This is a genomic window from Pseudomonas sp. 25 R 14, from assembly GCF_900004755.1.
GTDB classification, from domain to species: domain Bacteria; phylum Pseudomonadota; class Gammaproteobacteria; order Pseudomonadales; family Pseudomonadaceae; genus Aquipseudomonas; species Aquipseudomonas brenneri.
Genome location: NZ_CVTS01000065.1, coordinates 1 through 16,848 on the forward strand (window position 1 = coordinate 1; position 16,848 = coordinate 16,848).

Here is a 16,848-nt window from a genome sequence, read left to right on the forward strand (position 1 = left end):
CGTCGGGCTCATAACCCGAAGGTCGTCGGTTCAAATCCGGCTCCCGCAACCAAACATCAAAAAAGGCTACTCGAAAGAGTGGCCTTTTTTGTGCCCGCTAAAAAAGTTCTTTTGAAACAATGGCATGGCATCTTTCATGAAACCGCGCATGGGTTTCGGAGTCCATCCATTTGCAGGCTATGCTCAAGTGTCGAGCACGCCCTTGCGCGACTAATGGACGCTGTCGCCGGCCCCGGCAATCCGCGTTACTATTTGTAATTATTTTGTACATAGGGATTGGTAACTTGGCTGGATACCCCCATCCTGTCGCGCACAATCCACGAGGTGATTGATGCGCGCCAATTCGTCTGAACCACAAGACACTGTCACAGCCACACAACCGATCGCCCCCGCCCGCCTGCGCTGGCTGGATCTGTTGAGCAAGTATCGTCAACCCATTGGGCTGGCAGTCACGTTGCTGCTGTTTGCAATTGCCCTGATCGCCTGCCGCCACCTGCTGCTTGAGCTGGATCTGTACGCCCTCCACGACTCGATCCTGGAAGTACCAAAACCCTCCTTGCTGGGCGCCTTCGCCGCCGCGATCGCCGGGTTCATTATTCTATTGGGCTACGAATTTTCCGGCGCGCGCTACGCCGGGGTAAAACTGCCGGCCAAGACTTTGGCCTACGGCGGCTTTACCGCGTTCGCCATTGGCAATGCGATCGGTCTGTCGATGCTGTCCGGTGGATCAGTGCGTTATCGCCTCTATGCACGGCACGGTATCGGGGCCTCGGAAGTGGCCCATATGACCGTGTTTGCCAGCCTGGCCCTGGGCTGCGCACTGCCGCCGCTCGCCGCACTGGCAACCTTGAGCAACCTGCCAGCCGCCTCCAACGCGCTGCACCTGCCGGCCACGCTGCTCGGCGGGATCGCGGGCGCAGTGCTGCTGCTCTCAGCCGCGCTATGCATCGGGATTTACCGCCGCCGCCTGCCAGAGCAGCCTTACCCCGACAACCTGCTGGTCAAGGTCGGCCGTCGTACCTTGCGCCTGCCTGGACGCCGCCTGACCTTTCTGCAACTGATCATCACCGCCCTGGACGTAGCTGCCGCCGCTACCGTTCTCTATATACTGCTGCCGGAAGCCCCACCGTTTGGCCCGTTCCTGCTGGTGTACCTGCTGGCACTTGCAGCGGGTGTACTCAGCCATGTGCCGGGCGGTGTCGGCGTGTTCGAAGCGATTCTGCTGGCCGCCTTTGCCGATAAGCTCGGCGCCGCACCACTGGCCGCCGCCCTGCTGCTGTACCGCATGATCTACGTGGTACTGCCGTTGTTGATCGCGTGCATCTTCCTGCTGATCAACGAAGCCCAGCGCCTGTTCCAGACCCAGCAGAGCCTGCGGGTGGCCTCGGGCCTCGCAGCACCGGTATTGGCCGTGCTGGTTTTTTTGTCCGGGGTGGTGCTGCTGTTCTCCGGCGCCACCCCGGAAATCGACTCGCGCCTGGAAAACATCGGCTTCCTGATCCCCCACCGCCTGATTGACGCCTCGCACTTTGGTGCCAGCCTGATCGGCGTGCTGTGCCTGTTGCTGGCCCAGGGCCTGCGCCGGCGCCTGTCGGCAGCCTGGATGCTGACCATGGTGCTGTTGCTGGTCGGCGCCCTGCTCTCACTGCTCAAAGGCTTCGATTGGGAAGAAGCCAGCCTGATGACCACAACCGCGGTGCTGCTGGCAATCTTCCGGCGCTCGTTCTACCGCGCCAGCCGCCTGACCGAGCTGCCCTTCTCGCCGCTGTACCTGGTGGCCAGCGTCTGTGTGCTGGGGGCCTCGATCTGGCTGCTGTTGTTTGCCTATCAGGATGTGCCTTACAGCCATCAACTGTGGTGGCAATTCACCCTCGACGCCAACGCCCCGCGTGGCCTGCGCTCACTGCTGGGGGCTGCCGTGCTGCTGGTGATCGTGTCGCTGACCTGGCTGCTGCGCACCGCACGCCCGGTGATCCACCTGCCGACCGCCGATGAACTGGAGCGCGCCACCAGGATCCTGATGGCCTCGTCGCAACCCGATGGTGGCCTGGCACTGACCGGCGACAAGGCCCTGCTGTTTCACCCCAACGATGAAGCGTTCCTGATGTATGCCCGGCGTGGCCGCAGCCTGGTGGCCCTGTACGACCCGATCGGTCCGACCCAGCCACGGGCCGAGATGATCTGGCAGTTCCGCGACCTCTGCGACATTCATCACGCCCGCCCGGTGTTCTACCAGGTGCGCGCAGAGAACCTGCCCTTCTATATGGACATCGGCCTGACCGCGATCAAGCTGGGTGAAGAAGCCCGGGTCGATCTCAAGCGCTTCGACCTGGAAGCCAAGGGCAAGGAGATGAAGGATTTACGCTACACCTGGAACCGCGGGACCCGAGACGGCCTATCCCTGGAGATTTTCGAACCGGGCCAGGCACCGATGGACGCGCTGAAAATCATCTCCGATGCCTGGCTGACCGGTAAGAACGTGCGCGAAAAAGGCTTCTCCCTGGGACGTTTCAGCGACGAATACCTCAAGCATTTTCGCATTGCGGTGATTCGCTTCGAAGGGCAGCCGGTGGCCTTCGCCAATCTGCTGGAGACCTACAGCCATGACCTGGCCAGTCTCGACCTGATGCGCGCGCACCCTGATGCGCCAAAGCTGACCATGGAGTTCATGATGGTTGGCTTGATCCAGCACTATAAAAGCCACAACTATGCACGCTTCAGCCTCGGCATGGTGCCGCTGTCGGGCCTGCAACCACGCCGTGGTGCACCGCTGACCCAGCGCCTGGGCTCGATGGTGTTCCGACGTGGCGAGCAACTGTATAACTTCCAAGGTTTGCGCCGCTTCAAAGACAAGTTCCAGCCTGACTGGGAACCTCGTTACATGGCCGTGCCCGCAGGACTTGATCCGCTGGTGGCACTGGCCGATACCGCCGCCCTGATCGCGGGCGGCTTGACTGGATTGGTGAAACGCTGATGATTCGACGCTCCTGGCGGTATGTATTGGCAAGTCTGGTGGTGCTGGCCCTGATCCTCGGTGGCGGCTACTGGTACTGGAATCGCCCCGCCCCTCAACCGACCCTGGAACAACTGCCCCAGGCCGACGGCTCGACCATGACCCGTGTGACGCCTGGCACCACCACCAAGGCCCGCGTAGCGGTGGCCGTAATGGCCGATGCCAGCCTGAGCGACAGCCAACTGATTGCCCTGAGCAAGGGCGGCGCTGCGCAGATCGTGCAAGTGATCCTGCCCAAGGACGACTGCAAACTGCAGGAACAAGCCCTGCAAGCAGCACTAAGCCAGCTCAAAGGCCCGGCCACCCTGGTCAGCGGCATCGGCCCTGGCGCGGCACTCGCCTGGCGCTGGCTGGCGACGCAGAACGACGACAAGGCTAATGCCATCTCCGTGGGCTTCGCCCTGGTCCAGGAAGGTTGCAAAGACCCGCTGCCCAAGACCGCTGCCCACGGCAACTGGCTGGTGGCCTGGAACGATAACCCTGACGACGAAAGCGCCAGTTTCGTACGCGACACCCCGCGTGCCACCACCAGCATCAGCGACTACGACATCAACTACCCGCAGGTGCTGAACAACGAACTGCGCAAGCAACTGGTAGGTTCGGACAATGGCGGCCTGGCGATCCCGGTGGTTGAAGTACCCGCCGGCCAGGCCAAGGACACCGTGACCCTGTTCCTCTCTGGCGACGGCGGCTGGCGTGACCTGGACCGCGACGTGGCCGGCGAGATGGCCAAGATCGGTTATCCGGTGGTCGGCATCGACACCCTGCGCTACTACTGGCAGCACAAAAGCCCGGAGCAGAGCGCCAAGGACCTGACCGAGCTGATGCAGCACTATCGGCAGAAATGGGGCACCAAGCGCTTTGTGCTGACCGGCTATTCGTTCGGTGCCGATGTGTTGCCGGCCATCTACAACCGCCTGCCGGAAGCCGAGCAGCAGCGGGTCGACGCAATTATCCTGCTGGCCTTTGCCCGCACTGGCAGCTTTGAGATCGAAGTGGAAGGCTGGCTGGGCAATGCTGGCAAGGAAGCAGCCACTGGCCCGGAAATGGCCAAGCTGCCAGCCGCTAAAGTGGTGTGCATCTACGGCGAGGAAGAAGTCGACGAGAGTGGCTGCACCGACAAGACCGCCGTGGGTGAAGCCATGAAGCTACCGGGTGGCCATCACTTCGACGAAAACTACCCGGCACTGGCCAAGCGCCTGGTGGATATCATCGAGAAGCGCCAGGCCAAGGCCGAATAACTCCTGCTGAACTCGGTCAATGTGGGAGCTGGCTTGCCTGCGATAGCGGTGGACCAGTCCCTGCAGTTGATTGCATTGCAGATCAAATAGTGCGTGCGACAAAAAGCCCCCGCTGGCGCAAAGGCAACGGGGGCTTTTTGCAGGTTTCAGCGCACCGCTGCGGATGGTCCGGAAAGATCCCACACATCATCCTGCGCATGGCTGGCCTCCCAGGCTCGCACCTTACGCCGCGCGTCATCAAACAATCGCACATAGTTGCCGTAGCTGATTTTTTCCGCGACATCAGGCCGCAGCCGACTGAACAGCGGTCGCAGCAACTCGGGAAGTGCCAGGTATTGCTCGACCGTGAGACGCTGGCCAGGCACGACCTTATCCGGCAATTCAAGTGTGTTCTTGCTGAACATCACGGTGTCGGAGCCCCATAACACCCGGCTGCTGTACTGATTGAAAAAGCCGATCCACTCGTTGACGGGCGGCATGCCTGGTCCTGGGTGAATAATGTTTTCCTGGACCAGATCCCAAGAAATGTCCACCACCCATGCAGGACAGCTATCCAGGATCCGGGCAACGGTTTTCAAGTGGCTGGAAGTCGGCTTTACGTAGCGTCCCAGCCCAGTGTGGGCCCAGATCACCGAGGCCTTGGGCGCGGTACTGCACAAATGCTTCAGTGCAGCTTCGTAGGTCCTGCCAGGGAAAACATCTTCCACCGTGCCGTCATAATTGACCTCCGTCTGATACAGGTCGTTGTGCAGCGTCACCACCAGGCCGGTCTCCTCGGCCACCTTCAACACGTCTGCCAGGGACTGCGCATACAGCGACATCGTGCCTTTCTTATCGAGGTCGGGGGGCAGCGGCACGGTGGCTGTGCTGCGGATGGTCTCGCCGGCGATCTTGCGTGACACCAGTTCCTTATGCACCGTGAACTCACCGATACCGGCAAAAGCCCCCGGGAAGGTCAGCAGTACCCGCTTGATGTGCTGGGCCCCATAACGATCCATGGGGTTGAAGCCGGTAATCATGAGGTCCAATCGCCCCTGATCCGCCGCTGACAACTGCAGGTACTCCCGGGCATACATCGCGTCTGCGAAGGCGTAATAGTACAAGTCAGCCTTGGGGCCGATGTAGTAGTTGGCGCCATACAAACGGCCGGACGTATCCGTCACCTGATAGTTTTCAAAACTGTCCCAGCGCTGCTGCAACGGCAGCGGCATCACCACCGAACGGACCACGCTGGCCGATAAGTAATCCGACAACAATGACTTGAGTGAAACACCCTGATAGGCGTAATTGGAAGGATGGAAGTGTGAGTCGGCAAACTGCAGTGCCTGGGGAGCGACAGGAGGTATATCAATGGTGCTGGACGAACAACCTACGACTAAAAGAGTGATGCCTGACACCAATCCTGAGAGTGCGCGTTTCATCTTTGGCTTTCCCTGTAGTGAGTTGATCCTTATGGGCCAGACGGCAAACTTGGGTAAAAAGACGTTAGCACACCCCCCGGTTTCAACAGGCCGGATGTGAAAGGCAGTGACTTCACCGTACAAATCGACAGGCCAAAAAAAACCGCGATGGCATACAGCCCATCGCGGTTTTATTTTCAACCGGGTCTACATTTCTACTTGGGTCCCCAACTCAATCACCCGGTTTACCGGCAACTTGAAGAAGCGCAGGTTGCCGTTGGCGTTCTTCAGCATGAAGGCGAACAACCCTTCGCGCCAGCGCGCCATGCCTTCGAGCTTGGAGGCAATGACCGTCTCGCGGCTGAGGAAGTAGGTGGTGCGCATCGGGCTGAAGTCCAGGTCATCCAAGTGGCACAGCTTCAGGGCTTCGGGCACGTCCGGCTCGTCGGTAAAGCCAAAGTGCAAGATCACCCGGAAGAAGCCGTCACCATAAGCGTCCACCTCAAAGCGCCGCTGGGCCGGGACGCGCGGGATGTCCTCATAGATCACCGTCAGCAGCACCACCTGTTCGTGCAGCACCTGATTGTGCAGCAGGTTATGCAGCAAGGCGTGGGGCACCGCGTCCGGGCGGGCGGTAAGGAACACCGCCGTACCCTGGACGCGATGGGGCGGCTGCACGCGAATGCTGCTGATAAAGATCGGCAGCGGCAGGCCGCCCTCGTCCAGGCGCTCCACCAGCAATTGCTTGCCGCGCTTCCAGGTGGTCATCAGCACAAACAGCACGATCCCCGCCAACACCGGGAACGCACCACCCTGGACCACCTTCGGTACGTTGGCCGCAAAGAACAGGCCATCCACCAGCAAAAAGCCCAGCAACACAGGCACTGCCAATACCGGCGGCCACTTCCACAACAGCAGCATCACGGCGGAGACCAGGATGGTGGTCATCAGCATGGTCCCAGTCACCGCCACCCCGTAAGCCGAGGCCAGGGCGCCCGAAGACTCGAAGCCCAGCACCAGCAGGATCACTCCGACCATCAGCGACCAGTTCACCGCGCCAATGTAGATCTGGCCCTGTTCGGCGCTGGAGGTGTGCTGGATATGCATGCGCGGGATGTAGCCGAGCTGGATCGCCTGGCGCGTCAACGAGAACGCACCGGAAATCACCGCCTGGGAAGCGATCACCGTCGCCAGCGTGGACAAGCCCACCAGCGGCAACAGTGCCCAGCTTGGCGCCAACAGGTAGAACGGGTTGCGGGCGGCTTCGGGGTCGCCCAGCAACATCGCACCCTGGCCGAAATAGTTGAGCACCAGGGCTGGCAGCACCAGGATGAACCAGGCACGGGCAATGGGTTTGCGGCCGAAATGGCCCATGTCGGCATACAACGCCTCGGCACCAGTCAGCGCCAGCACCACGGCGCCGAGAATCGCCACGCCAATGCCCGGATGGACCATGAAGAAACGCACGCCCCACATCGGGTTCATCGCGTTGAGCACTTCGGGCCGCTGGATGATCCCGCAAACACCCAGGCCGCCCAATACCAGGAACCAGGTGACCATCACCGGCCCGAATAGCTTGCCGATACGGTCGGTGCCGTGTTTCTGGATCAGGAACAGTGCCACCAGCACCACCAGCGCCAAGGGCACGACCCAATGCTCCAGGCCGTCGAACGCCAGCTCCAGACCTTCGATGGCCGATAGCACCGAAATCGCCGGGGTGATCATGCTGTCACCATAGAACAGCGCCGCGCCGCACAGACCGCACACCACCAGGAAACTGCGCAATCGCGGGTGATTGCCTGCCGCTCGTCGGGCCAAGGCGGTGAGTGCCATGATGCCACCTTCACCCTGGTTGTCGGCGCGCAACACAAACAGCACGTATTTGATTGAAACCACCCAGATCAACGACCAAAAGATCAGCGCCAGGATTCCCAGCACGCCGTCATGATTGACCTGCACCCCATAATTGCCAGAAAACACCTCTTTAAGGGTGTAGAGCGGGCTGGTACCGATATCGCCATAGACGACCCCGACCGCCGCCACCAGCATACCAATCGGCTTTGCCGTGGAATGTTCGACGCCTGTTGCCTGACCACTTGCCTGACCCATCAACCGCTCCTGACCTTTTGACCTGAGGTCTTTTATAAACCGCACAGCTATACACTTAAGCCCAAAGCCAAGCTATACACAGTATGTGCCACCGTACTTCTAGTAACAGACTATTTGTTGACTACGGACTTACTCTTGGTGCAACGGCGCGAAGCATAGCGCAGCACTCGTCGTATTTCCCTGCATAAAGCTGGTCAAGCGCGTTTCCCGTCGATAGAATTGCGCACTTTTTGATCAGAGGCACATCAAGTGCCCGTCCGCAGCCCTGTCGTGCCCGACTGGCGGCGTCATTCAATACCGAGGTTAGACATGTCCACCACCATCGCAAAAGCCAACCCAAAGGTTGGCTTTGTTTCCCTGGGTTGCCCGAAAGCTCTGGTCGACTCCGAGCGCATCCTCACCCAACTGCGCATGGAAGGGTACGATGTCGTGTCCACCTACCAGGACGCCGACGTGGTGGTGGTCAACACCTGTGGCTTCATTGACTCGGCCAAGGCCGAGTCTTTGGAAGTGATCGGCGAAGCCATCAAGGAAAACGGCAAGGTCATCGTCACCGGCTGCATGGGCGTGGAAGAAGGCAATATCCGCAACGTGCACCCAAGCGTGCTGGCCGTAACCGGCCCGCAGCAGTACGAGCAGGTGGTCAATGCCGTACACCAAGTGGTGCCACCGCGCCAGGACCACAACCCGCTGATCGACCTGGTGCCGCCGCAAGGCATCAAGCTGACCCCGCGTCATTACGCTTACCTGAAAATTTCCGAAGGCTGCAACCACAGCTGCAGCTTCTGCATCATTCCGTCGATGCGTGGCAAGCTGGTCAGCCGCCCGGTGGGCGATGTGCTGGACGAGGCCCAGCGCCTGGTCAAGTCTGGCGTCAAGGAGCTGCTGGTGATCTCCCAGGACACCAGCGCCTACGGCGTCGACGTGAAGTACCGCACCGGTTTCTGGAACGGCGCGCCAGTGAAAACCCGCATGACCGAACTCTGCGAAGCCTTGAGCAGCCTGGGTGTGTGGGTGCGCCTGCACTACGTCTACCCGTACCCGCACGTGGACGAGTTGATCCCGCTGATGGCCGCCGGCAAGATCCTGCCGTACCTGGACATCCCGTTCCAGCACGCCAGCCCGAAAGTGCTCAAGGCCATGAAACGCCCGGCGTTTGAAGACAAGACCCTGGCGCGGATCAAGAACTGGCGCCAGATCTGCCCTGAGCTGATCATCCGCTCGACATTCATCGTCGGCTTCCCTGGCGAAACCGAGGAAGACTTCCAGTACCTGCTGGATTGGCTGACCGAAGCCCAACTGGACCGCGTTGGCTGCTTCCAGTACTCGCCAGTGGAAGGTGCGCCGGCCAACCTGCTGGACCTGGCCGTGGTGCCGGATGACGTCAAGCAGGACCGTTGGGAGCGCTTCATGGCCCATCAACAGGCCATCAGCTCCGCACGCCTGCAACTGCGCATCGGCAAGGAAATCGAAGTGCTGATCGACGAAGTGGACGAGCAAGGCGCGGTCGGCCGCTGCTTCTTCGACGCTCCGGAAATCGACGGTAACGTATTCATCGACGATGCCAGCGGCCTCAAGCCGGGCGACAAAGTCTGGTGCACGGTCACGGACGCCGACGAGTACGATCTCTGGGCGCAAAAACGCGACTAAGCTGTAAAAAATTGAAAAAGCCCTGCTTCTGGACAAGATGCGGGGCTTTTTTAGGTCTATCGTTTGCCCCATTACCGCCAACAAGCAGCAAGGAGCAGCGGGCATGGGCCAGCACTCGGTTATCCACACCCCCAAACCCAGCGACTATCAGGAGCTGACCCGGATCTGGGAGGCATCGGTGCGGGCCACCCATGACTTCTTGCCGCAAAGTTACATCGAGCGCCTGAGAAACCTGGTGCTCACGCGCTACCTGGATGCCGTGATGCTGATCTGCACCAAGGACACGCGCCAGCGTATCACCGGCTTTGCCGGCGTCGCGGCAGGCAAGGTCGAGATGCTGTTCATCGATCCGCAGTACCGAGGCCAGGGCCTGGGGCGGCAATTATTGCGCTATGCCATTGAGTCGATGAATGCCGAGGAACTGGACGTCAACGAACAGAACCCGCAGGCCCTGGGCTTCTACCTTAAACAGGGCTTTGAAGTGATCGGGCGCACCGAGCATGACGGCATGGGCCAACCCTATCCCTTGCTGCATATGCGTTTGCGCCAGGCCCAGCAAACACGCAGCGGCTGATACAACCCAAGCCAGCTCCCACAAAAAGCAACAGCAGCGAAATGGGGCCGGGATTAACCGGCGCCAGGCAGGTACAATAGCTGCCCCCTTTTGTTACGGCCCTTGTCATGACTGACCCCATACGCCTCTCCAAACGCCTTATCGAACTGGTCGGTTGCTCCCGTCGGGAGGCCGAGCTGTTTATCGAAGGCGGCTGGGTCTCGGTGGATGGCGAAGTGATCGATGAGCCGCAGTTCAAGGTCACGACACAAAAAGTCGAACTTGATCCCGAGGCCAAGGCCACGGCTCCAGAGCCGGTGACTATCCTATTTCATGCGCCGGCAGGTGTGGATGTCGACAGCGCGATGCAGTCCCTGAGCGCCGAGACGCTGTCAGAAGAACACCGCTTCAGCAAGCGCCCGCTCAAAGGCCACTTCCTGCGCCTGACCGCCAGCGCCGACCTGCAAGCCAAGGCCAGCGGCCTACTGGTGTTTACCCAGGATTGGAAGATCCTGCGCAAGCTGACGGCCGATGCCGCCAAGATCGAGCAGGAATATGTGGTTGAAGTCGCAGGCGACGTGGCAGAGCACGGCCTGAACCGCCTCGCCCACGGCCTGATGTACAAAGGCAAGGAATTGCCTGCGGTCAAAGCCAGCTGGCAGAACGAGAACCGCCTGCGCTTTGCCCTGAAAAACCCGCAGCCCGGCATCATTGCCCTGTTCTGCGAAGCCATTGGCTTGAAGGTTGTGGCCATTCGCCGCATCCGTATTGGCGGCGTGTCCATTGGCAAAGTGCCGGTCGGCCAATGGCGCTACATGTCCGGCAAAGAAAAGTTCTAAGCCGCCCTCTCTCTCGACATCGCCCGCCCGGGCGATGTCTACAGTCGAATACCAGGATTGCCCACCATGATTCACAACGACGTACTGCGCAGCGTGCGCTACATGCTCGACATCAGCGACAACAAGATGGTCGAGATCATCAAGCTCGGCGGCATGGAAGTGTCCAAGGACGACCTGCTGACCTACCTCAAGAAAGATGAGGAAGAAGGCTTTGTGTTCTGCCCGGACGAGGTCATGGCACATTTCCTCGATGGCCTGGTGATCTTCAAGCGTGGCAAGGACGAAAGCCGTCCACCGCAGCCGATCGAAACCCCGGTGACCAACAACATCATCCTCAAGAAGCTGCGCGTGGCCTTCGAACTGAAGGAAGACGACATGCACGCCATCCTCAAGGCGGCCGAGTTCCCGGTGTCCAAGCCGGAGCTGAGCGCGTTGTTCCGCAAGTTCGGCCACACCAACTATCGCCCGTGTGGCGACCAGTTGCTGCGTAATTTCCTCAAGGGGCTGACGCTGCGAGTTCGTGCTTAAGCCATGAGTTACAACGTCTCGCCCGTGGGCTTCGTGCACTCCTGCTTCAAGGAGAAGTTCGCCATCCCGCGCCAGCCACAACTGGCACCCGCCGCCCGGGGCGTGCTGGAGTTGGTGGCGCCGTTCGACCAGGGTGAGGCGGTGCAAGGCCTGGAGCAGGTCAGCCATGTGTGGTTGCTGTTTCTGTTTCATCAGGCCCTGGAGGATAAACCGCGGTTGAAGGTGCGTCCGCCGCGCCTGGGGGGCAACACGTCCATGGGCGTATTTGCCACCCGCGCGACCCATCGCCCGAATGGGATTGGCCAGTCGGTGGTGAAACTGGACAAGGTGGAGCCGGGCCGGCTGTGGATTTCCGGGATTGATCTGCTCGATGGTACGCCGGTGTTGGACATCAAGCCGTATGTGCCGTATGCCGACATCATTGATACCGCGACCAACAGTATTGCCAGTGCCGCACCGGCGCTGATCCCCGTGCAATGGCTGAAGACCGCACTGCAACAGGCTCACACTCACGCTCAGCGCCTTGGCGAACCGTTGGTGGAGCTGATTGAACAGTGCCTGGCACAGGATCCACGGCCGGCGTATCAGACGCCTGGGCCGGAGCGCGAATATGGCGTGCGGTTCTGGGATGTGGATGTGCGTTGGCACTATCCCGAGGCGGGGATGATTTGTGTGCTTGAAGTGGTTGCGGTGAAGTAAATCGCAAAAATGAAAAAGCCCGCACTGCCTTCACAGGCAATGCGGGCTTTTCTTTGCAAACGCATTTACCTGTAGGAGCGAGCTTGCTCGCGAAGAGCGCAAGGACAACGCGTCAACTCTGGATGACCGCGTTATCGTTGACGATTTTCGCGAGCAAGCTCGCTCCTACAGGTGACCAGAGGTTATTTCTCGACGAACGCACGCTCGATCAGGTAGTCACCCGGCTCACGCATGCGTGGCGAAACCTTCAGGCCGAAGCTGTTCAACACTTCACTGGTCTCATCCAACATGCTTGGGCTACCGCACAGCATGGCGCGGTCGTCTTCAGGATTGATCGGCGGCAGGCCGATATCGCTGAACAGCTTGCCGCTGCGCATCAGGTCGGTCAGGCGGCCTTCGTTTTCGAACGGCTCGCGGGTCACGGTCGGGTAGTAGATCAGTTTTTCACGCAGCGCCTCGCCGAAGAACTCGTTCTGCGGCAGGTGCTCGGTGATGAACTCGCGATAGGCGACTTCGTTGACGTAACGCACGCCGTGGCACAGGATCACTTTCTCAAAGCGCTCGTAGGTTTCCGGGTCCTGGATCACGCTCATGAATGGAGCGAGGCCAGTACCGGTGCTGAGCAGGTACAGGTGCTTGCCCGGTTTCAAATCGTCCAGCACCAGGGTGCCAGTCGGTTTTTTGCTGATGATGATCTCGTCGCCTTCCTTCAAGTGCTGCAACTGGGAAGTCAGCGGGCCATCCGGGACCTTGATGCTGAAGAACTCCAGATGCTCTTCCCAGTTCGGGCTGGCAATGGAGTAAGCACGCATGAGCGGGCGGCCATTGGGCTGTTGCAGGCCGATCATCACGAACTGACCGTTCTCGAAGCGCAGGCCCGGATCGCGGGTGCACTTGAAGCTGAACAGAGTGTCGTTCCAGTGATGAACACTGAGGACACGCTCGTGGTTCATGTTGCTCATGTACGGGGAACTCCTGGAAATAGGTCTGCGCCAAAATGATAGGTGCGCAATTGCACAGTATTCTAATGGCGGCGACAATATCTGTTAACTGGATTATTAAGATAAGGGTTATCGGTTATATCGATATGCGATTTACTCTCCGTCAACTGCAAGTCTTCGTCGCCGTCGCCCAGCAGGAAAGTGTGTCACGCGCTGCTGGCCTTCTGGCCTTATCTCAATCCGCCGCCAGCACCTCGATCACCGAGCTGGAGCGCCAATCCAGCTGCCAATTATTCGACCGTGCCGGCAAACGCTTGAGCCTCAACGCCCTCGGCCATCAGTTGCTGCCCCAGGCGGTGGCGCTACTGGACCAGGCCAAGGAGATCGAGGACCTGCTCAACGGCAAGTCCGGCTTCGGTTCCCTGGCGGTCGGTGCCACGCTGACCATCGGCAATTACCTGGCCACGCTGCTGATCGGCAGTTTCATGCAGCAGCATCCCGAGAGCCAGGTGAAACTGCATGTACAAAACACTGCGCATATCGTGCATCAGGTCGCGCATTACGAAATTGATCTGGGTCTAATCGAAGGCGACTGCAGCCACCCGGATATCGAGGTGCAAACCTGGGTCGAGGATGAACTGGTAGTGTTCTGCGCACCGCAGCATCCCCTGGCCCTGCGCGGCCAGGCGACCATGGAGCAATTGACCCATGAAGCCTGGATCCTGCGGGAACAGGGCTCCGGGACACGCCTGACCTTTGATCAAGCCATGCGCCACCATCGCAGTGCGCTGAACATCCGGCTGGAACTGGAGCACACCGAGGCCATCAAGCGGGCCGTGGAGTCTGGTTTGGGGATTGGCTGCATTTCCCGCCTGGCGCTACGGGACGCGTTCCGGCGTGGCAGCCTGGTGCCGGTGGAAACCCCGGACCTGGACCTGGCCCGGCAGTTCTACTTTATCTGGCATAAACAGAAGTACCAGACCTCGGCCATGCGCGAGTTCCTCGAACTGTGCCGCGCCTTCACCGCCGGGGTGCAGCGCAGCGACGAAATCGTGCTGCCGAATATCGCTTAGACCAGGATCACGGCCCACACCACGGTAATCATGGTCAATGCCACGAACTGCGCGGCGCTGCCCATGTCCTTGGCGTTTTTCGACAAAGGGTGGCGATCCAGGGAGATCCGGTCGATCGCCGCTTCCACGGCCGAGTTGAGCAACTCGACAATCAACGCCAGCAGGCACACCGCAATCAGCAGTGCGCGCTCTACGCGGCTGACATTGAGGAAGAAGCTCAATGGAATCAGGATGACGTTGAGCAACACCAACTGGCGAAAGGCCGCCTCGCCGGTGAAAGCCGCACGCAGGCCATCGAGGGAATAGCCCCCTGCGTTGAAGATACGTTTGATACCGGTTTGACCCTTGAAAGGCGACATAGAGTAGGCAACTGCGCAAAAAGATGGTGGGAAGCTAGAGTAAGCCAGGTCAAAAAAGCGTGAATCGAGCCGCCCTATCAGTGGGAAATTGACTCAAGTTGTTGCAGCAGCAACGCCGCCTGGGTGCGGGTGCGCACGCCCAACTTACGGAAAATCGCGGTAACGTGGGCCTTGATGGTCGCCTCGGACACACTCAGCTCATAGGCGATCTGCTTGTTCAGCAAGCCTTCGCAGACCATGGTCAATACACGGAACTGCTGCGGGGTAAGGCTGGCGAGCCCTTCCTGGGCGGCCTTGGCTTCGGCGGACACATTGATTTCTTCAAATGCCTGGGGCGGCCACGAGACGTCACCGTCCAACACCGTACGCACTGCCGCTTGAATCTGCTCCATGGAGCTGGACTTGGGGATAAAGCCACTGGCCCCGAATTCGCGGGAGCGCACGACGACGTCTGCCTCTTCCTGGGCCGACACCATCACCACTGGAATCTGCGGGTATTGCCCGCGTAACAGCACCAGGCCGGAAAACCCATAGGCGCCAGGCATATTCAGGTCCAGTAGCACCAGGTCCCAATCGGTCTTGTCGGTCAGGCAGGTTTCCAGCTCAGCGATGCTGCCCACTTCAACCAGGCGCACATCCGGGCCCAGGCCCAGCGTGACGGCCTGGTGCAGCGCGCTGCGGAAAAGAGGGTGGTCATCGGCAATCAGGATTTCGTATGTGGCCATTTATTAAATGATCCTGTTTTTTATGGGAGCACCGATGGGTTCGGTGCTCGCCAACGTACGAGGTGCCAGCCAGCGGCTGTCACGAACAGTTACGCCTGATGGCATTTTAGCCGGCTCAGGCGCTGCAGTGCCATCATGCAAAGGTCCTCTGGCCCCGAATGCCTACAGATAAGGTGCAAGACGCGTATGCACGTTGTCTGTCGGGTCCAGCGCCAACTGGAACTTGGCCGCCAGGTAGTGGGTACTGAAAACATCCAGGTAGGCATCCAGCACTTCGCTGGCCTGCTGGTCCTCGGCCAGTTCCAGGCACAAGGCGGCCACTTCGGCGGTGCAGAAGTGGTCATCGCGCTTGGAGCGACGCAACTTGTAGCGCGATAACTGCTCCGGTTCCAGGCTCAGTACCGGCAGGTGCTCCAGGTACGGGCTCTTGCGGAACATCTTGCGCGCTTCGCTCCAGGTACCATCGAGCAGGATAAACAACGGGCGTTTGCCGTCCGTCACCCTGACCTCGTTGACCACTCGCTGCGGTGCAACGAACTCGCCGGGAAAGACGATATAAGGCTGCCATTGCGGGTCGGCCAACAGGGTCAGCAGCTCTGGCTCGACGGCCGTGCGCGACCAGGGGAAAGCGCTGGTGTCTTCGATGACATCGGCTATCAGCCAGCCAGTGTTGCTGGGTTTCATCGGCTCCACGTCGTGCATCAACAGGCACATGGCCGACCTGGCCTGAACCTTTGGCCGCCATGCACACAGGCAGTATTGGGGGATGACCCGGCATCTGGGGCAACGTTCGGCACGCGAGCCCCGAGCAACAAAAGGGCTGACGGCACGGGCCAGGCGCTGGGTACGCAAGCGAAAGACTGCGTGACTCATAGCGGGCGCCAGGGTGGAGCGATGAAAATCGACACGGATAAACTCGGGACAGGCAAAAGTGCCGGCAGTTTACCAGAGCTGCCCAGCCAATACGCCTGGCCGTCGCGGCTCCAGGTCACCTATAATCGCGCGCCACTGAACGCACAGCGCAGTGGCGGGTCTATGGACCAGTAACCGAATCAGGAGAGTTTCATGCTGCGTCTTATGTTGCGTCTTGCCGCCCCGACCGTCGCCCTGGCGCTGGTATTGCCCCTGGGCGCCCAGGCAGCCTCCCTGGTGGAGCTGCAAATGAACAAGAAACTGCAAAGCGTCGCGGCGGAAAGCAACAAAGACCTGCCCAGGGAAATCGATGAACAAACCCTGGAAGTGGCCTACACCGTCGAAGGCATGCAGTTGATTGACCACCTGAGCGTATTACCAGAACGTGCCGAGCAAATGCGCGCCAACCCCAAGGCGGTGTATTTCCAGTTGGGGCAAAGCGTTTGCCTGAACAAAGGCTACCGCGAGTTGATGGCCAAGGGTGCCGTGATGCGCTACGAAATCACCGAAAACAAGAGCAACCGCCCGGTGGCGTCGGTCAAGTTCGTCGAGGCTGATTGCCCTGCCCCGGCCAAGAAGAAAAAGTAAGCCTTCATCCTCCAGGCGCGTGCCTGCTCGCGAAAAACGTCAGGGCAACCCATTCATTCAGATTGCCCGTGTCACCGATGACGATCTTCGCGAGCAAGCTCGCTCCTACAGTTGCACCACCACTCTCCTTCATCTCCAATAAGTTATTGCCAGACAAGACTTTAGGGGGTCATGATCGAGTGATCCGGTAACATTTCCAGGGCAAAAAAGGGTTGCCC

The 16,848-nt window shown here is 59.9% G+C and carries 16 protein-coding genes; 10 read left to right on the plus strand and 6 right to left on the minus strand.

All coding sequences use genetic code 11. From position 1 onward, the window contains the following. From BFQ03_RS30420 to BFQ03_RS23270, 3 genes are all read left to right on the plus strand, one after another. The coding region (locus BFQ03_RS30420) for a hypothetical protein (protein WP_204839933.1) at positions 1-258 on the plus strand (258 nt) is incomplete at its 5' end. A 73-nt stretch (positions 259-331) separates the two neighbouring features. Then, positions 332-2,974 (plus strand): bifunctional lysylphosphatidylglycerol flippase/synthetase MprF, encoded by a 2,643-nt coding sequence (gene mprF / locus BFQ03_RS23265; protein ID WP_065942658.1) that lies wholly within the window; start codon positions 332-334, stop codon positions 2,972-2,974. Continuing rightward, a complete protein-coding gene (locus BFQ03_RS23270) occupies positions 2,974-4,254 on the plus strand; it encodes a virulence factor family protein (protein WP_065942657.1) in 1,281 nt (426 codons plus the stop codon). The genes mprF and BFQ03_RS23270 overlap by 1 nt, the downstream gene beginning before the upstream one ends. Before the next feature lie 146 nt (positions 4,255-4,400). Here BFQ03_RS23270 and BFQ03_RS23275 read toward each other — a convergent pair whose 3' ends face one another. Both BFQ03_RS23275 and BFQ03_RS23280 read right to left on the minus strand, forming a co-directional pair. Next, positions 4,401-5,675 carry an amidohydrolase family protein gene (locus tag BFQ03_RS23275; protein ID WP_139115649.1) on the minus strand — a complete coding sequence of 425 codons (1,275 nt, stop codon included), beginning with the start codon at positions 5,673-5,675 and terminating at the stop codon, positions 4,401-4,403. A gap of 186 nt (positions 5,676-5,861) precedes the next feature. Beyond that, positions 5,862-7,763 (minus strand): potassium transporter Kup, encoded by a 1,902-nt coding sequence (locus BFQ03_RS23280; protein WP_032862406.1) that lies wholly within the window; start codon positions 7,761-7,763, stop codon positions 5,862-5,864. Positions 7,764-8,084: 321 nt separating this feature from the next. Between BFQ03_RS23280 and rimO the strand changes: the two genes are divergently transcribed. The 5 genes from rimO (at position 8,085) to tsaA (ending at position 12,032) form a co-directional block, all read left to right on the plus strand. Further along, positions 8,085-9,413 carry a 30S ribosomal protein S12 methylthiotransferase RimO gene (gene rimO, locus BFQ03_RS23285; RefSeq protein WP_174553310.1) on the plus strand — a complete coding sequence of 443 codons (1,329 nt, stop codon included), beginning with the start codon at positions 8,085-8,087 and terminating at the stop codon, positions 9,411-9,413. A gap of 103 nt (positions 9,414-9,516) precedes the next feature. After that, positions 9,517-9,987 (plus strand): GNAT family N-acetyltransferase, encoded by a 471-nt coding sequence (locus BFQ03_RS23290; protein WP_032858377.1) that lies wholly within the window; start codon positions 9,517-9,519, stop codon positions 9,985-9,987. 107 nt (positions 9,988-10,094) lie between these two features. Then, positions 10,095-10,805, plus strand: coding sequence for an rRNA pseudouridine synthase (locus BFQ03_RS23295; RefSeq protein ID WP_029295333.1), 711 nt, complete (start codon positions 10,095-10,097; stop codon positions 10,803-10,805). Between the two features lie 66 nt (positions 10,806-10,871). Further along, positions 10,872-11,333, plus strand: a complete 462-nt coding sequence (locus BFQ03_RS23300; protein WP_032858379.1) for a YehS family protein — start codon at positions 10,872-10,874, stop codon at positions 11,331-11,333. Between the two features lie 3 nt (positions 11,334-11,336). Continuing rightward, the gene (tsaA, locus tag BFQ03_RS23305) at positions 11,337-12,032 is read left to right on the plus strand and encodes a tRNA (N6-threonylcarbamoyladenosine(37)-N6)-methyltransferase TrmO (RefSeq protein WP_032858381.1); all 696 of its coding nucleotides are present in this window, start codon (positions 11,337-11,339) and stop codon (positions 12,030-12,032) included. A gap of 182 nt (positions 12,033-12,214) precedes the next feature. Here tsaA and fpr read toward each other — a convergent pair whose 3' ends face one another. Further along, positions 12,215-12,994: a ferredoxin-NADP reductase gene (fpr, locus tag BFQ03_RS23310; RefSeq protein ID WP_003172178.1), complete on the minus strand. Its 780-nt coding sequence runs from the start codon at positions 12,992-12,994 to the stop codon at positions 12,215-12,217. Positions 12,995-13,119: 125 nt separating this feature from the next. Here fpr and BFQ03_RS23315 point away from each other — a divergent pair, with 125 nt between their 5' ends. Beyond that, the gene (locus BFQ03_RS23315; protein WP_032858383.1) at positions 13,120-14,046 is read left to right on the plus strand and encodes a LysR family transcriptional regulator; all 927 of its coding nucleotides are present in this window, start codon (positions 13,120-13,122) and stop codon (positions 14,044-14,046) included. On the opposite strand, the gene BFQ03_RS23320 is transcribed toward BFQ03_RS23315, so the two are convergent. The 3 genes from BFQ03_RS23320 to BFQ03_RS23330 form a co-directional block, all read right to left on the minus strand. Then, the gene (locus BFQ03_RS23320; protein WP_032858385.1) at positions 14,043-14,405 is read right to left on the minus strand and encodes a diacylglycerol kinase; all 363 of its coding nucleotides are present in this window, start codon (positions 14,403-14,405) and stop codon (positions 14,043-14,045) included. The genes BFQ03_RS23315 and BFQ03_RS23320 overlap by 4 nt on opposite strands. Positions 14,406-14,482: 77 nt before the next feature. Then, complete coding sequence (erdR, locus tag BFQ03_RS23325; protein WP_032858386.1) at positions 14,483-15,130, minus strand: response regulator transcription factor ErdR; 648 nt, start codon at positions 15,128-15,130, stop codon at positions 14,483-14,485. 162 nt (positions 15,131-15,292) lie between these two features. Beyond that, on the minus strand, positions 15,293-16,003 hold the full coding sequence (locus tag BFQ03_RS23330) for a tRNA-uridine aminocarboxypropyltransferase (RefSeq protein ID WP_065942654.1): 711 nt from the start codon (positions 16,001-16,003) through the stop codon (positions 15,293-15,295). 192 nt (positions 16,004-16,195) lie between these two features. On the opposite strand from BFQ03_RS23330, the gene BFQ03_RS23335 reads away from it, so the two are divergent. Next, positions 16,196-16,630: a PA3611 family quorum-sensing-regulated virulence factor gene (locus BFQ03_RS23335; RefSeq protein ID WP_032858389.1), complete on the plus strand. Its 435-nt coding sequence runs from the start codon at positions 16,196-16,198 to the stop codon at positions 16,628-16,630. Positions 16,631-16,848 lie beyond the last annotated feature (218 nt).